A 15,397-nucleotide genomic window follows, 5' to 3' on the forward strand; every position below is an offset into this window, starting at 1 on the left:
CGCCACGTGGTCTCGCGGGGCGGGGAACAAGCCTTGGGCTTATTCGTCTTCCAGGTAGGCGTAGCCTTGCAGACCCAGCTCCAGCTCGTCGAGCAGGGCCTTGCGGGTCGCGTCGTCCAGCGCTGGGTGGGAGACGATGCGCTGGTAGTTCTCGCGGATGACGGACGGGTCGATGTTGACGTAACGCAGCAGCTGATCGACGGTGTCGCCGCGCACCACGTTGCGAATGTCCATCTTGCCTTCGTCATCGAGCCACACTTCCGCGCAGTGGGTGTCACCGAACAGGTTGTGCAGATCCCCCAGGATCTCCTGATAGGCACCCACCAGGAAGAAGCCGACGTGGCACTCTTCGTTCTCGCCGTAGACCGGCATCGGCAGGGTGCTCTCGACCCCCAGACCGTCGACGTAGTGCTCGACCTGACCGTCGGAGTCACAGGTGATGTCCATCAGGATGCCACGGCGGGTGAGCGGACGCTCGAGACCGGCCAGCGGCATCACCGGGAACACCTGACCGATACCCCAGGCATCCGGCAGGGACTGGAACAGGGAGAAGTTGGCAAAGCACTTGTCAGCCAGTTTCTCGGAGAGCTCATCAGCCAGCGCACGGTGGTTGCGGTTGACCGGGTTGAGCAGCTCTTTGAGCGCCAGACAGGTGTTCTGGTGCAGCATCTCGGCCCAGGCGCGTTGCTCCAGGTTCAAGAGACCCATGGTGTACTGGGTATTGACGTCACCCAGATCTGCCACCGAGTCGTGGAAGATCTCCAGCAGGGAGGGATCTTCGCTGCGCAGGTCCAGCCAGCCTTTCCACATGTTCTGCAGAATGGTGGGGGCATCGTCGTCCGGTGCGCTGATGTCGTTCATCTCCACCCCTTCGGCACCAATGATGTTGGTAACCAGTACGGCGTGGTGAGCGGTCAGGGCACGGCCGGACTCGCTGATGATGGTCGGGTGCGGCAGGTCGAACTCGCGGCAGACATCGCCGATGCCCCACACCACGTTGTTGGCGTACTCGGAGAGGCTGTAGTTGGCGGAGCAGTGGCTCTGGGAACGGGTTCCCTCGTAGTCCACCCCCAGGCCGCCACCCACGTCAACCACTTCGATGTTGGCACCGAGGCGACGCAGTTCGGCGTAGAAACGGCCGCACTCGCGGATGCCACCCTGGATGTCGCGAATGTTGGCGATCTGGGAACCCAGATGGAAGTGCAGCAGTTGCAGGCAGTCCAGCTTGCCCAGCCCGCGCAGACGCTCGATCAGCGCCAGGATCTGGGAGGCGGAGAGACCGAATTTGGACATGGAGCCGCCGCTCGATTCCCACATGCCGGAGCCGGTGGAAGCGAGCTTGGCACGCACCCCGATGTTGGGCTTGATGTTGAGACGATCTGACTCGTCCAGCACCATTTCCAGCTCGGAGGGCTTCTCCACCACGATGTAGACCTTGTGGCCCATCAGGTTGCCCAAGAGGGCATGGCGGATATATTCGCGGTCTTTGTAACCGTTGCAGACGATCACCGAGCCTTGCTCATGGTGATGGGACAGCACGGCCAGCAGTTCCGGTTTGGAACCAGCTTCCAGGCCAAGCCGGGGCTTGTCGCTGTAGGACTGGCTGATGGTCTCGATGACGCGACGCTGCTGGTTTACCTTGATCGGGTAAACGCACAGGTAGTCCCCTTCATAGCCTGACTTCTCGATGGCCTGACCGAAGGCGTTGAACAGCGCATCGACCCGACTCTTGAGGATGTCGGGGAAACGCAGCAGTACCGGAGTGGTCAGCCCGGATTGACGCAACTGTTCGATGGCGTCGGAGAGCACGATCTGTGCATCAGGGCGTGATTTGTCGGGAGCGACGGTCACATGACCGGCGTCATTGATGTTGAAAAAACCCGCACCCCAGTAGGGAACGTTGTAGACCTTCAAGGAGTCCTTGCTGGACCAGTTAGTCATGGGCTATGCCTCGCAAATGAGCGGCCGGTGGCCGCCTTCGTTACCCTCAATCACATCCAGACCATCGATGACAAGGTGCGGCGCGCCGAGGCGGCCTGCCGGCTCGGGAAGGGCGACTCCTGCAACCTGCGCGCACTACGCGGCGGGTTGACCCGGGCCCTTCCGTCACATCCCTTGCACATCGCGGCAAGCCTAGGCTGCCTGGTGGATCTTGGGGAAGTAACGAGTCTTGATGTGGGGCTGGTGGCTTTACATCAAGCTCAACGGTATGCGGTGCTGCGCTAACAGCGCCGCGGTACTTTGATGACGGACAGCATCAGCCACGCGGTCCGTTCATCATTCGGCAGCCATCACGACAGCAAGGGAAGGTTTCAAGGAAGAGAAGCGAAGGCGTCAGCACGCGTGCGTGTTGATAGACGACAACAACCACAGCCAGCTCAGCACCAGTGACCGCCCATGACAAGGGAAGATGATGAGCCGTTGGCTCACTCGGTCAGCTGGACATTGAGTGTCCGTTGTTCTCCCTGATACCGGAGCCTAACCGGTATTAAAGAAACCATACCCTAGCAGTGTCTGTCGTTGCTGCGTGCCTCGCCCTATAGGCGTCTGATCTTCCGGGAGTCTGGCGGCCTCTGCCTGCTCAGGGTTACCCTTGGATCGGCGCGGAGTGTACACACTTACCGCCAGCGGTGACAATAAAAAATAGTGTTCAAAAACTGCTTTTAATAAGGCGATCAAATCTTGCTGCCAGCAGGCCTGGCATGCGGGGGAAGAAGTCCGTCCACCCCCTCTTTTCCACCCTGAAAATAACGCCGGTTTGCGCCATCCGTTGTCGCCCCCGATACCCTGAGTGCTGAGCGCCTGCCTGGCCACATCACAAGCTGCTTAAAAATGTCAGCAATTGGATATTTTATGCTGCGCTTGATATCAACAACCACAGCCTGAACCACCTTACACGTTTACAGCCAGATCTTCGCCAAAAAATGCGGCAAAAACTGCGCTGACGCAAAAAGCCGCGCCGCCAGATTCGCCACAATGGCCCCTCCCCACCGGTACGAGGCTTGCCAATGGATACCTTGCTTGAGCGTTTTCTGCGTTACGTGACTTTTCATACCCGCTCCGATGCGACCAATCCCGCCTGTCCCAGCAGCGAGGGACAGATCGTCTTCGCCCGCGCCCTGTGCGACGAGATGCAGCAGATGGGACTGAGCCGGGTCACCCTGGACCAATACGGCTACCTCACCGCCTGCCTGCCGGGCAACCAGCCGGACGCGCCGGCCATCGGCCTCATCGCCCACATGGATACCGCCGACTACGAGGCGGCGCACGTGGTGCCCCAGATCATCGAAAACTATCAGGGCGGCGACATCTGTCTGGGCAAGGGGGACGAGGTGCTGGCCATCCGCGACTACCGCGTCCTGAAAAACTACCTGGGACAGGATCTCATCACCACCGACGGCAGCACCCTGCTGGGGGCTGACGACAAGGCGGGCATCGCCGAGATCCTCACCGCCATCGACCACCTGCTGGCCCACCCCGAGATCCCCCGTGGCGATGTCTGGGTCGGTTTTACCCCGGACGAGGAGATAGGCCGCGGCGCCGACCGCTTCCCGCTGGACCGCTTCCCGGCCAAATGGGCCTATACGGTAGACGGCGGCGAGCTGGGTGAGCTCGAATACGAGAACTTCAACGCGGCCAGCGCCACCGTGCGCTTTATCGGCAACAACGTGCACCCCGGCACCGCCAAGGGCAGCATGATCAACAGCCAGACCCTGGCCGCCCGCTTCCACGCTGCCATGCCCGCCGAGCAGACTCCAGAGTGCACCGACGGGTATGAGGGCTTCTTCCATCTGGCCCAGATGAACGGCACAGTGGAAGAGACCAGCCTGCACTACATCATTCGCGACTTCGACGACGAGGGCTTCGCCGCCCGCAAGGCCCAGCTCAAGGAGCGGGTCGCCTCGCTGCAGCTGGAGGCGCCCAGGGCGCGCATCGAACTCACCCTGACCGACAGCTATCGCAACATGCGCAGCCAGATCGAGCCGCACATGCACATCGTCGAGCTGGCCAAGGCCGCCATGCTGGCCGCCGACGTCACCCCGAGGATCAAGCCCATTCGTGGCGGTACCGACGGCGCGCGGCTCTCCTTTATGGGGCTGCCCTGCCCCAACCTGTTTACCGGCGGCCACAACTTCCACGGCAAGCACGAGTTCATCCCGCTGCAGTCCATGGAAAAAGCGGTCACCACCCTGGTGGAGCTGGTGCGCCTGACTTCGGCCTGGCGCGGCTAGACCGGCCATCGTCACCGCCATGACCAAAGAGGGGAGCCGGTTAACCGGCTCCCCTCTTTGCCATCAAACTGTCATCCCGCTGCCATGGGGCGGGAACAGAAGGGCGTCACGCTAGGGCAACGACTCATCGGAGCCCAGCCCATGTTCAGTGTCGATGCCCTGCTACAACAACACCTGCCCCGTCTCTCGGCCCACGGCCTGCTGCGCCCCCTGCTCCGGCAGGGGCTGCGCTGGCTGCTGCACGAGCAGGCGTTTCAACGCTTTGCCACGAGCCATCCTCACCTGCGCGGACTCGACTTCGTCGAGCAGGCACTGACCGAGCTCGACTTCGACTACCGGGTGAGCGAGGCCCAGCTCGAGCACATTCCGGCCAGCGGCCGGGTCATCATCGTCGCCAACCATCCCATCGGCTCCCTCGACGGGCTGGCTCTGCTGCGCCTGCTTGGCCGCATCCGGCCGGACGTCAAGATAGTGGCCAATCAGCTGCTGGCCCAGCTGACGCCACTGCGCCCCCTGCTGCTGCCGGTGGACAACCTGGGCGGCAAGACCGACCGGCGCGCCATCTTGGCGATGGGGGAGCACTTGGCGAGCGAAGGGGCGCTGGTGATCTTTCCCGCTGGCGAGGTGTCACGTCTCGGCCCCAAGGGGGTCAAGGATGGCCCCTGGCAGGCGGGCTTCATCAAGCTGGCCCAGCGCACCCGTACCCCGCTGGTGCCCATCCACCTGGACGGGCGCAATGGTCTCTCCTTCTATCTCGCCGCCTGGCTCCACAACGACTGGGCGGGGCTGTTGCTGGTCAAGCAGCTGTTTCGCCAGCAAGGGAAACGCATCGCAATCACCATCGGTGCCCGCATCCCGGCCAGCGGGGTGCAGGAGCTGCCCGCCAAGAGCGCGGCCCGGCTGGTGCGCAGCCACCTCTACCGAGTCGGGCGCGGCAAGCAGGGTTTGCTGGCCACCGAGGCCCCCATCGCCCTGCCGGAGGAGCGCCGTCAGCTCAAACAGGCCATCGACACCTGCGAGGCGCTCGGCCATACCCCGGATGGCCAGGGGATCTACCTCTACCGGCGCCACGAGCTGAGCCATTCGGTGATCCTGCGCGAGCTGGGGCGCCTGCGGGAAATCGCCTTTCGGGCGGTGGGGGAAGGCTCCGGCAGGCGGCGGGATCTCGACGCCTTCGACGATGACTACCGCCACCTCATTCTCTGGGATCCGGCCCGGCTCGAGATCATCGGCGCCTACCGTTTCGCGCCGGTGGCCGAACTGCTGGCCAGCAAGGGGCTCGGCGGCCTCTACAGCCACACCCTGTTCGGCTTTGAAGAAAAATTGCTGCCCAGGCTGGATCTTGCCATCGAGCTTGGCCGCAGCTTCATCCAGCCCGCCTACTGGGGCAAGCGGGGGCTCGATTACCTCTGGTTCGGCATCGGCGCCTATCTGGCGCGCTATCCCCGCTATCGCTACCTGTTCGGCCCGGTGTCGCTCTCCGGCAGCCTGCCGGCGGCGGCCAAGGATCTGCTGGTGAGCTTCTATCGCCAGCATTTTGCCCCCGAGCTCGCGCTCGCCCCGTCGCGCCGCCCCTACCCCGCCACGCCGCCACTGTTTGCCGGGCTGGATTACGGCGCCGATCTGCGGGAGCTCAAGGCCCGCCTCGACAACCTGGGTTGCGCCATCCCCACCCTCTACAAGCAGTACTCCGAGCTGTGTGAGCCGGGCGGCGTGCAGTTCATGGATTTTGGCATCGACCCCGACTTCAACCACTGCATCGACGGCCTGGTGTGGGTGGATGTGAGCCGCCTCAAGCCCCACAAGCGGGCCCGCTATATCGGCCTTCCCGCAGAGGAAGAATCGGGCACAACTGCCGACCGTTAAGCGAGCGCCACAACGAGAGAGGGAGGCCTGTGCCTCCCTCTCTTTGTCATTGATGCTGTGGCCTACTCGGCGGCCGGCTTGCGATCGGCATGGCCGAGGTCGCGCTCGGGGGCGATGACATCGCGTACCCGCTGCTTGATCTCCTTGGCCTCGGGGAAGCCCTCATCGGCCACCCGATCCCACACCAGCACCCCGTCCACCAGAATGCGAAATTCCCCCTTGCTGGCCGGCACCAGCGCCACCTCGCCGAGATCGCTGTCGAAGGTGGAGAGCAGCTCCTGGGCCAGCCAGGCGGCGCGCAACATCCAGCGACAGAGGGTGCAGTAGCGGATCTCGATGCGAGGTTTGGGGGTGGGCAGCGTCGTGTCGCTCATGTCGTCACTCCATCAATGGCGGCTAAGAAAAAGGCACTCACTGGGCGACCCCGTGGAAGTCGGCCAGCCAGTGGCGGGCAATGGTGCGCATGGTCGACTGCGGCAGGTCGAACAGACCGGGGGCCAGCGGCTGCAGCGCCAGCTGACGCACCCCTTCGATGATCTCCGCCAGCACCAGATAGACATATTCGCCGATGACGGCGCCGTGGACGAAGTTGACCGCCTCGCCCCGGTTGAGCAGGAAGATGGTGCTGCCGTCGGGGCGGGTCAGCGCCAGCACGTGGGGGCACACCTCCTCGCTCGGCCAGGGCAGCTGGGCGAGGCAGAACGCAAACTCGTCGTCCGCCGAGGTGACCGAGGCAACCATGGTGCCAGGGCGCAGCTGCTGCAGATCTGCCAAATCCAGCGCGCCGTTGCCAGTGGAGCAGATCACCAGCTCGGCCCGGCCGAGGGCCTCGGCCTTGCCCACCAGCTTGAAGCCGTGGGAAAGCGCCTCCACCTGGCGCAGCACGTCGGTCTCCACCAGCTCCAGGTGCAGGTTGCGGCACCTGAGCTCCCGGGCGATGCTGCGGCCCACCTTGCCGTAGCCGAACAGGGCGGCCTGGCAGACATTGAAGGTACGGTTGAGGGTGCGGGCCAGGGATTCGGCGGAGTAGACCACGCTCAGGCCAATCTGGATATCCTCGGCCTGCTTGAGGGGGCTGCGCGCCACCGAGATGACCGGGGTGGCCAGCACCTCCTGCTCATAGCGCTGATGGCCGTTCTCGGTCATCTCCACCACCCCGAGGAAGCGGGGGCCGAAATACTCGCTGAGGGTGACCTGGGTCTTGGCGAAATAGCCCCCGATATCGAGGATGATCAGCCGCTCATGGGGCGCCACCAGCGGGGCTATGTGCTCGATCACCCCCTGCGGGGTGTTGGTCCACTGGCGATTGAGGGGCAGTACCGGATAGTGTTGCTGGGCCCAGGTCAGGGTCGGTCCATGCACTGACTTGGGTTTGGGCAGGATGGCGCCGATCCGCCCGATCTGATCGAGGGCCTGGATAAACTGGGGGCGATCGGGAAGCAGATGGGTAACCAGCAGGATGCAGAGCCCGTCGAGACGTCCCTGCTCGGTGAAATGGCGAAAAAACAGATGCTCAGATCCTTGACTGCGCAACTGTGGCCTCCTTAGCGCGCCGCAAACAAGCAGGCAAACAGAACCCGGTCAGACCGGGTTCTGTGTGTATCCAGATAATTGAAAAACCTTTTTATCTGAAACCACTATGGGGCTCAATCTTTATCTGTGCAGACTATGACACAGCCGTCAACTTTCGGGTTAATTGACTGTTTTTTATGCTAAAAATCAGTACAACGAGGCTTCCGGCCACACCTTCCAGAGGCTGAGTCCGGCTCCTGCGCCCGCCAGCAGGATCAACACGAACCAGCGCTGGATCCAGGGCTTGCTGCGCAAGGTCCACTCCAGCAGCGGCAGCAACCAGACCGGCAGCAGCACCAGCAGCGGCACTTCCACGTATTGCCAGGCGAGCATCTGGACAAAGGCCAGCGCCAACCCGAGCGCCGCGGGCGCCACCTGGCTGCCTGCAAAGGCCCCGAGCAGAGCACGGAAACCGGCGAAAGCCGCCAGCGCGCCGGCCAGCTGGGCAATCAGCAGGCTGCCGTCGATGCCGATCACCAGCGCCAGCCAGATGAAGCCGAGGGCAAAGCCGAGCCCCTCGCGGCTGTCACCGCGCAGCCCGGTCCATCCCAGCCAGGCGATGGCAGGCAGCAACGCCAGCCAGATGGCAGGCTCGCTCGCCAGCACAGAGGCCAGCCCCTGCCACCACACCAGCGCCCCTAGAGCGGCAAACAGCGCAAGCGCAGCCCGCTGGTCGGTCAGCTGCGCCGCCAGGGCGGGCACCAGCAGAGTCAGCGGCAGCCACTGCCACGCCTTGACCGGCAGCCCGTAGACACCGCCCAGCAGGCAGCCCACCAACCAGAGCGCCAGGGCGCCCCACAGATACCCCAGCCGCGGCCAGCGCCACGACAGCAAAGCGGCTCCCAAAGGAGCCGCCAGGGTTTGCAGCAGGAGTGCAGCGCCCATTACTTGCGCACGCCTTCGACGAACAGATTGATGCTCATCTCGTCGGGGATGTTCGGCACCATGTAGTTCACGCCAAAGTCGCTGCGCTTGATGGTGGTGGTGGCGTTGAAGCCGCTGCGGTAGCCACCCCAGGGATCCTTGCCTTCACCGATGTGGACCAGATCGAAGGCCACTTCCTTGGAGACGCCGTGCAGGGTCAGGGTGCCTTTCAGTACGCCCTTATCCTTGGTGCCCTCATAGCCGGAGCTGACGAAGGTCATCTTGGGGAACTGCTTCACATCGAGGAAATCGGGGCTGCGCAGGTGTTTGTCGCGCGGCTCGTGGTTGGAATCCACGCTGGCGGCATCGATCTCGAAGCTCGCCTTGGCCGCCGCCGGGTTGGCGTCGTCCATGCTGAAAGTGCCGCTGAAGGTATTGAAACGGCCCACCAGTTCGGAGAAGCCGAGGTGACCCACCTTGAACTGCACCGTGGTGTGCGCCGCATCGACGTCGTAATCGGCTGCCATCAGGGGAGCCGCCATAAACAGGCAGGAGGCCAGCAGGGCCTTGGTCATTTTCATCCGTTCGTTCCTTCATATTGGGGGTTCACAACAACAGCCAAGATGCTAACCTCCATATCGGAATAGATAATCAGCGATTTATTAAAATAATTATCAACTGAGAGTGAAAGATGGACCAGATAGCCGCCATGCGCACCTTCATCAAGGTGGTGGAGTGTCAAAGTTTTACCAAGGCCGCCAACCAGCTCGGCATCTCGGTCGCCATGACCTCCAAGCTGATGCAGCAGCTGGAGGAGTCGCTCTCCACCCGGCTGCTGTCGCGCACCACCCGCCAGGTCAACCCCACCGAGGCCGGCCAGTTCTACTACCAGCGCTCCCAGGCGCTGCTGGCGGAACTTGAAGAGACCCACAGCCAGCTCACCCGCAACAACCAGCAGCCCCAGGGCACCCTCAAGCTGTCGGTGCCGATGGATTTCGGCTACCTGCACCTCTCCCCCGCCCTGCCGCTGTTTCGCGAACGCTACCCGGATCTGAAGCTGGAGATAGAGTACAGCGATCGACGGGTGGCGCTGGTGGAAGAGGGGTTCGATCTGGCGCTGCGCATCGGCAACCTGCCGGACTCCTCCCTGGTGGCCAAGCCGCTGGCCATGATGCGGCTGGAGGTGTGCGCCAGCCCGGCCTATCTGGCCCGTCGAGGCACGCCGAGCACCCCGGAGGATCTCAAGCAGCACGACTGCCTGCTCTACACCCTGACCCAGCCGGACTGGGTGTTCAAACGGGATGGCGAGCAGCTGAGCGTGCGCCCGCAGGGGCCGCTGCGGGCCAACAACGGGGTGGCCTTGACCCGGGCGGCCTGCGACGATCAGGGCATCATACTGCAGCCCACCTTCATCGTCGGCGATGCGTTGCGCTCGGGAGAGCTGGTGTCACTGCTGCCGGAGTGGGAGAAGGGGCAGGTGGGGCTCTATGCCCTCTATCCGCACCGCCGTTTCGTCTCGGCCAAGGTGCGCTGTTTCATCGAGTTCGTGCAGGAGCGCTATCTCGCCCCCCACTACTGGGATCGCAAGGCTTAAGTCTTGCCGCGGCCGAGGTGACGGGATGGCTAAGAGACGACGCTATCGGCAGGCAGCGGCAGCTCGGCCACCAGCAGCAAGTCGCGCAGGCTCAGCTGCCAGCGCGGCAGGCGCTGGCGCAGGGTCGCCAGCTGCGCCTCGTCAAAGGCATAGGGCAGGGTGATGTGCAGGCAGTGGCAATCGAGCATGCCGGCCAGCTGCAGGGTCAGGATGAGATTGGCCTCGTCGGTCTTGTGCTTGTTGATGCGTTTGCCCAGTTCATGGCGAAAGTGGGTCTCGGGATCCTGGGTCATCGCCTGCCAGCCATAACCAAACAGCGGGATGAAGGCGCTGACGATCCCCAGCGCGGTCAACGGCTGTTTGGGCGGGTGATAGAGGGTGTTGAGATCCAGCTCGATGGGCGTTAGATGCAGCTCACGATTGCCGGACAAAATATTATTACTCATTGGATAACCCTGTTGATTCCACTAGACTGCGCCGCATATTTGACCTGACATGCCAACGAGGTGCTGATGCTAAGCGATATCGAGATCTCCCGCCAGTCCCCCCGTCTCCCCATTCACGCGCTGGCCGAACGCCTCGCCATCCCTTCGCACCAGCTCCATCCTTACGGTCACTACAAGGGCAAACTCAGCCTCGAGCTGCTCAAGTCTCTCCCCAAACCGGCGGGCAAGCTGGTGCTGGTGAGCGCCATCACCCCCACCCCGCTTGGCGAGGGCAAGACGGTGACCACCCTCGGCCTCTCCATGGGGCTCAACCATATCGGCCGGCCCAGCATCGCTACCATCCGCCAGCCGAGCCTGGGCCCGGTGTTCGGGGTCAAGGGGGGCGCCGCCGGTGGCGGTCACGCCCAGGTGGTGCCGATGGAGGAGATGAACCTGCACCTCACCGGTGACTTTCACGCCCTCACCGCCGCCCACAACCTGGCGGCGGCGGCCCTCGATGCCCGCCTGTTCCATGAGCGCAAACTCGGCGACCAGTTCAGCGCCAGAACCGGTTTGCAACGGCTCGATATCGATGCAGACAACATCCTCTGGCCGCGCACCCTCGACATGAACGACCGCGCCCTGCGCCACCTCACGATTGGACAGGGAAGCGCCGCCGATGGCGTCGAGCGCCAGGATCGCTTCGTCATCACCGCCGCCTCCGAGCTGATGGCCATTCTGGCGCTGGCGAGCGATCTGAAAGACCTGCGTCAGCGCATCGGCCGCATCCAGCTGGCCCGCGACCTGCACGGCAAGCCCATCACCGCCGAGCAGCTGGAAGTGGCGGGCGCCATGACGGTACTGCTCAAAGAGGCCCTGCAGCCGACCCTGATGCAGACCACCGAGCAGACCCCGGTGCTGGTGCACGCCGGCCCCTTTGCCAACATCGCCCACGGCAACTCCTCGGTGATCGCCGATCGCATGGCCCTCGGCCTCACCGATTACGTGGTGACCGAGGCGGGCTTTGGCTCCGACATGGGGCTGGAGAAGTTCTTCAACATCAAGCACCGCCAGTCCGGCATCACGCCGGCCTGCGTGGTGCTGGTGGCGACGGTGCGCGGCCTCAAGGCCAACAGCGGTCTGCTCGACATCCGCCCGGGCCAGCCGCTGCCGGAAAGCCTGCTGCGCGAGGATCTGCCGACCCTCGAGCAGGGCTGCGCCAACCTCGGCTGGCACATCGCCAATGCCCGCCGCTACGGGGTGCCGGTGGTGGTCGCCATCAACCGCTTCCCCACCGACAGCGAGGCCGAGCTTGCCTTGCTGGCCCGCGCGGCGATGCAGGCCGGCGCTTGTGGCAGCGCAATCTCCAGCGCCTTTGCCCAGGGTGGGGCCGGTGCCAGCGAGCTGGCCCAGGCGGTGGTGGCCGCCTGTGAGCAGCCAGGCAAGGTCAAACTGCTCTACCCCGACGAGGCGAGCCTGGACGCCAAGCTGGCGACTCTGGTGGAGTGCGGCTACGGCGGGCGCGGCGTACAGCTTTCCGATAAAGCCCGCCGGCAGCTGGCGCAACTCTCTGCCGAGGGGTGGGATCACTTGCCGGTCTGTGTGGCCAAGACGCCGCTCTCCATCAGCCATGACCCGGCCCTCAAGGGGGTGCCGACCGACTTCGAGGTGCCCATCGAGGAGGTGAGGCTCTGCGCCGGTGCTGGCTTCGTCTATGCCCTGGCGGGCCCCATCATGACCATGCCGGGCCTTGGCAGCCTGCCGGCCTACCGTCATATCGATATCGACGATAACGGCGAGATAGTCGGCCTGAGCTGATGGTTGATGGTGAGTGCCAGTTGCAGGCCAAGCCACCGCCTCGACAGCCTGCCACCGGTTACCGTCATATCGATATCGACGATAACGGCGATATCGTCGGCCTGAGCTAAGTGATCGGATAAAGGGTCTGGCGCCGGCCGATGACACTGCGCTCATCGACCCGGCTACCAACAAACCTGCCAAAACAACAAGGCCCCGCCGATTGGCGGGGCCTTCTGTTATCTGTGACCAAGGGTCAGCCTTAGAGGGTGAAACGCTGGGTCATATGGTGCAGCGTATTGGCCAGCTTGCTCAGCTCCACGCAGGCCTGGGCGGTCTGCTGGGCCCCCAGGGCGTTCTCGTCGGCCGCATTGTGGATGTTGACGATGCTGCGGTTGAGCTCCTCGGTCACCGCGTTCTGCTCCTCGGTGGCGGTGGCGATCAGGGTGTTCATGTCGGTGATCTGGGTGACGGCACCGTTGATGGTGTCGATGCTGCTGCCCGCTTCCCGGGCCAGCCCCACGCTCTCCTGCATCTGCTGGCGACTCAGCTGCATGGCGCTGCCCGCCTCGGCGGTGCGCTCCTGCAACACCTCGATCATCTTGCTGATCTCGGCGGTGGAGTTCTGGGTACGCTGGGCCAGGGAGCGCACCTCGTCGGCAACGACCGCAAAGCCGCGACCCTGCTCGCCGGCACGGGCCGCCTCGATGGCCGCGTTGAGCGCCAGCAGGTTGGTCTGCTCGGCGATACCGCGAATGACGTCCAGCACCATGCTGATGTTGTTGCTGTCCTGCTCCAGCTGCTGCACCACGGCGCCCGCCTGCTCAATCTTGACCGACACCTCCTCGATGCTGCTGATGGCGCTGCGCACCACCTGGTTGCCCTGGGTCGAGGTGCGGGAGGCATCCTTGGCCGCGCTCATGGCGTCCGTGGTGTTGCGGGCCACCTCGTTGACGGTGGACTGCATCTCGTTCATGGCGGTGGCGACCTGGGAAACCTCGCTCTGCTGGCGAGCCATGCCGGTGGCGGATTGCTCGGAGATGGCGCTCACCTCCTCCACCGCGCTGCTGAGCTGGCTCACCGAGCCGGCGATCTCGCTCACCAGATCCGCAAGCGAACCCTGCATGCGATCGATGGCGGCGCCGAGCTGACCCAACTCGTCACGCTTGAAGCGACTGCCGCGGATCCACTCCTGCAGTTCGCCCTTGCCCAAATCACCGCTCGCGATGCGCTGCGCCTGACGGGCCAGCATCACCAAGGGATCGCGGATCTGGCGGGTCAGCACGGTGGAGAGCACGCCCGCCAGCCCCAGTCCCAGCAGCAGGGCGATGATGATGCTCAGCTTGGCGCTGTCAAACGCCTCCACCACCTGGGCACGGGAGTTGACGGAGTAGCCGTGGTTGATGCGGATCAGGTCCGCCACCGACTTGGCCAGATTGGTATAGAGGGTGATCCCCTCGCTCATGAACAGCTGCTGGGCCTCGGCCAGCTGGCCGCCATCCTGCATCAACCGCACCCGCTGGTGCAGGGCGACGTACTTGTCCCAATCCTGCTTGACGATATCGAAGGTGCGACGCTCCTCCACATCCTCTGCCCAGATGGTGGCGTCGTGGGCTTTGACCTGCCGGGCAACCTCTTGCAGGCTCTGCTCGCTGAGATCCCGATAGTGGGCCCGCTGCTGCGGGTCGGCTGCCACCAGAAACACATCCAGTTCATAGCGGCGCAGGGTGTTGATGGTCTCACCCAGGGTGCTGGTGCGCACCACGGCGGGCAGTATGCTGTCGGTAAAGCCGATGGCCGCCCGGTTCATGTTGCCGAACTGCAGCAACGAGAAGCCGCCGATGAAGGCCATCATCAGGCCGAGCACGGCAAAGCCGGCGGTGAGTTTCTGGCCAATGGTCATGGTACTGGTATTCATGGCATGTCCTGGATATGAGTGAACAGATAACGCTCGTCTGGACCGTAGCGATACGATCCGCGGTCACCGCCTCCATGGCGGCTCATCCAGCCTTGATGAATCTATGTCCTTGCATGAACGAGGCGAACAGTTTTGCCAAAGTGCCGATCTGCCCAAGCGCCGAGCCCAAGCCACGATGGCACATGGCACATGGCACATGGCAGGGAAACAGCAGCAAGACCCCGGTCGAGAGAGCCACCGGAACAGGCACCTTGCCGGCTTGCCTGCACTCCCAAAGAGCGCACCCAAGCCATGAAACGATATATCGACCGGGTCTGCCAATCCCTTGAGGAAAATCGTCGGGTGACCGGCGAGCAGCCAGGAGAAGGAAAAAGGAGGGGAGAGCGAGGAGACATGCCGCCGCGGCGGCACGTCTCCGGGCAGATCAGCGCTTCAGGCCGGCCAGGAATTCAGCGCGGGTATCGGGCTGGGTCTTGAACACCCCACCGAGGGAAGTGGTGGTGGTGTAGGAGGTGGAGTCCATCACGCCGCGGGCCTTCACGCAGAAGTGGGTCGCCTTGATGCTGATGGCCACATCCTTGGTGCCGAGCAGGGTCTGCAGCGCCAGCAGGATCTGCTGGGTCAGTCGCTCCTGCACCTGGGGACGGCGGGCAAAGAACTGCACGATGCGGTTGATCTTGGAGAGCCCGATCACCTTGCCACGGGGGATGTAGGCCACGTGGGCCAGCCCGTCGATGGTGACGAAGTGGTGCTCGCAGGTGCTGGTGAGGCTGATGTCCCGCACCATGATCATCTCGTCCACCTTCATCTTGTTCTCGATCACCGTCACCTTGGGGAAGGTGGCGTAATCGAGGCCGGAGAAGATCTCGTTGACGTACATCTTGGCGATGCGGTGCGGCGTCTCCGCCAGACTGTCATCGGCCAGATCCAGCCCCAGCGTCTCCATGATGGCGCGCATGTGGCCCTCGATCTTCTCCCGCTTCTGCTGACCGTCCAGTGCATTGGCCACCAGAGGTGTTTCGAGGCCCTCGGCCTCGAGGGCGGCCCTGACCAACAGGGCTTCCCGACTTAAGCTCGTCATCTTGTTCCTCTCCCACGCTCAGGGACTGTGATGGCCGCCTTGTCTATG

13 protein-coding genes are annotated in these 15,397 nt (G+C 63.7%); 5 read left to right on the forward strand and 8 right to left on the reverse strand.

Annotated features, from left to right (window positions below):
- Positions 1-39 precede the first annotated feature (39 nt).
- Positions 40-1,941, reverse strand: coding sequence for a biosynthetic arginine decarboxylase (gene speA, locus C2U40_RS13135; RefSeq protein ID WP_103827688.1), 1,902 nt, complete (start codon positions 1,939-1,941; stop codon positions 40-42).
- 27 nt (positions 1,942-1,968) lie between these two features.
- Between speA and C2U40_RS13140 the strand changes: the two genes are divergently transcribed.
- The 3 genes from C2U40_RS13140 to C2U40_RS13160 all read left to right on the forward strand — a co-directional run bounded on the left by C2U40_RS13140 (position 1,969) and on the right by C2U40_RS13160 (position 6,098).
- Positions 1,969-2,226, forward strand: coding sequence for a hypothetical protein (locus C2U40_RS13140; protein WP_024943755.1), 258 nt, complete (start codon positions 1,969-1,971; stop codon positions 2,224-2,226).
- A gap of 782 nt (positions 2,227-3,008) precedes the next feature.
- Positions 3,009-4,232 (forward strand): peptidase T, encoded by a 1,224-nt coding sequence (pepT, locus tag C2U40_RS13155; protein ID WP_103827687.1) that lies wholly within the window; start codon positions 3,009-3,011, stop codon positions 4,230-4,232.
- A 141-nt stretch (positions 4,233-4,373) separates the two neighbouring features.
- Positions 4,374-6,098 (forward strand): lysophospholipid acyltransferase family protein, encoded by a 1,725-nt coding sequence (locus tag C2U40_RS13160; protein WP_103850979.1) that lies wholly within the window; start codon positions 4,374-4,376, stop codon positions 6,096-6,098.
- Between the two features lie 62 nt (positions 6,099-6,160).
- On the opposite strand, the gene C2U40_RS13165 is transcribed toward C2U40_RS13160, so the two are convergent.
- The 4 genes from C2U40_RS13165 to C2U40_RS13180 all read right to left on the reverse strand — a co-directional run bounded on the left by C2U40_RS13165 (position 6,161) and on the right by C2U40_RS13180 (position 9,115).
- Positions 6,161-6,472, reverse strand: a complete 312-nt coding sequence (locus C2U40_RS13165) for a SelT/SelW/SelH family protein (protein ID WP_017781774.1) — start codon at positions 6,470-6,472, stop codon at positions 6,161-6,163.
- A 37-nt stretch (positions 6,473-6,509) separates the two neighbouring features.
- Complete coding sequence (locus tag C2U40_RS13170; protein WP_039215549.1) at positions 6,510-7,631, reverse strand: adenosylhomocysteinase; 1,122 nt, start codon at positions 7,629-7,631, stop codon at positions 6,510-6,512.
- Positions 7,632-7,817: 186 nt separating this feature from the next.
- Positions 7,818-8,555: a hypothetical protein gene (locus tag C2U40_RS13175; RefSeq protein WP_103827685.1), complete on the reverse strand. Its 738-nt coding sequence runs from the start codon at positions 8,553-8,555 to the stop codon at positions 7,818-7,820.
- Positions 8,555-9,115, reverse strand: coding sequence for a YceI family protein (locus tag C2U40_RS13180; protein ID WP_011705502.1), 561 nt, complete (start codon positions 9,113-9,115; stop codon positions 8,555-8,557). The genes C2U40_RS13175 and C2U40_RS13180 overlap by 1 nt, the downstream gene beginning before the upstream one ends.
- Positions 9,116-9,225: 110 nt before the next feature.
- On the opposite strand from C2U40_RS13180, the gene C2U40_RS13185 reads away from it, so the two are divergent.
- On the forward strand, positions 9,226-10,128 hold the full coding sequence (locus C2U40_RS13185) for a LysR family transcriptional regulator (protein ID WP_103827684.1): 903 nt from the start codon (positions 9,226-9,228) through the stop codon (positions 10,126-10,128).
- Positions 10,129-10,157: 29 nt separating this feature from the next.
- Here C2U40_RS13185 and C2U40_RS13190 read toward each other — a convergent pair whose 3' ends face one another.
- Positions 10,158-10,574 carry a hypothetical protein gene (locus tag C2U40_RS13190; protein WP_103827683.1) on the reverse strand — a complete coding sequence of 139 codons (417 nt, stop codon included), beginning with the start codon at positions 10,572-10,574 and terminating at the stop codon, positions 10,158-10,160.
- A 66-nt stretch (positions 10,575-10,640) separates the two neighbouring features.
- Between C2U40_RS13190 and C2U40_RS13195 the strand changes: the two genes are divergently transcribed.
- On the forward strand, positions 10,641-12,371 hold the full coding sequence (locus C2U40_RS13195; protein WP_103827682.1) for a formate--tetrahydrofolate ligase: 1,731 nt from the start codon (positions 10,641-10,643) through the stop codon (positions 12,369-12,371).
- 241 nt (positions 12,372-12,612) lie between these two features.
- On the opposite strand, the gene C2U40_RS13205 is transcribed toward C2U40_RS13195, so the two are convergent.
- Together C2U40_RS13205 and folE are read right to left on the reverse strand one after the other, a co-directional pair.
- On the reverse strand, positions 12,613-14,268 hold the full coding sequence (locus C2U40_RS13205; RefSeq protein WP_103827680.1) for a methyl-accepting chemotaxis protein: 1,656 nt from the start codon (positions 14,266-14,268) through the stop codon (positions 12,613-12,615).
- 424 nt (positions 14,269-14,692) lie between these two features.
- Entirely contained in the window at positions 14,693-15,349 is a 657-nt protein-coding gene (folE, locus tag C2U40_RS13210; RefSeq protein WP_011705496.1) for a GTP cyclohydrolase I FolE, read from the reverse strand.
- Between the last annotated feature and the right edge of the window lie 48 nt (positions 15,350-15,397).

Origin of the sequence: Aeromonas sp. ASNIH4, from assembly GCF_002934425.1 — a bacterium.
Lineage (GTDB): Bacteria > Pseudomonadota > Gammaproteobacteria > Enterobacterales > Aeromonadaceae > Aeromonas > Aeromonas hydrophila.

Coding starts and splice junctions, on each gene's coding strand:
- speA (WP_103827688.1), bottom strand. CDS start 1,941: ATGACTAACTGGTCCAGCAAGGACTCCTTGAAGGTCTACAACGTTCCC.
- pepT (WP_103827687.1), top strand. CDS start 3,009: ATGGATACCTTGCTTGAGCGTTTTCTGCGTTACGTGACTTTTCATACC.
- C2U40_RS13160 (WP_103850979.1), top strand. CDS start 4,374: ATGTTCAGTGTCGATGCCCTGCTACAACAACACCTGCCCCGTCTCTCG.
- C2U40_RS13165 (WP_017781774.1), bottom strand. CDS start 6,472: ATGAGCGACACGACGCTGCCCACCCCCAAACCTCGCATCGAGATCCGC.
- C2U40_RS13175 (WP_103827685.1), bottom strand. CDS start 8,555: ATGGGCGCTGCACTCCTGCTGCAAACCCTGGCGGCTCCTTTGGGAGCC.
- C2U40_RS13180 (WP_011705502.1), bottom strand. CDS start 9,115: ATGAAAATGACCAAGGCCCTGCTGGCCTCCTGCCTGTTTATGGCGGCT.
- C2U40_RS13185 (WP_103827684.1), top strand. CDS start 9,226: ATGGACCAGATAGCCGCCATGCGCACCTTCATCAAGGTGGTGGAGTGT.
- C2U40_RS13190 (WP_103827683.1), bottom strand. CDS start 10,574: ATGAGTAATAATATTTTGTCCGGCAATCGTGAGCTGCATCTAACGCCC.
- C2U40_RS13195 (WP_103827682.1), top strand. CDS start 10,641: ATGCTAAGCGATATCGAGATCTCCCGCCAGTCCCCCCGTCTCCCCATT.
- C2U40_RS13205 (WP_103827680.1), bottom strand. CDS start 14,268: ATGAATACCAGTACCATGACCATTGGCCAGAAACTCACCGCCGGCTTT.
- folE (WP_011705496.1), bottom strand. CDS start 15,349: ATGACGAGCTTAAGTCGGGAAGCCCTGTTGGTCAGGGCCGCCCTCGAG.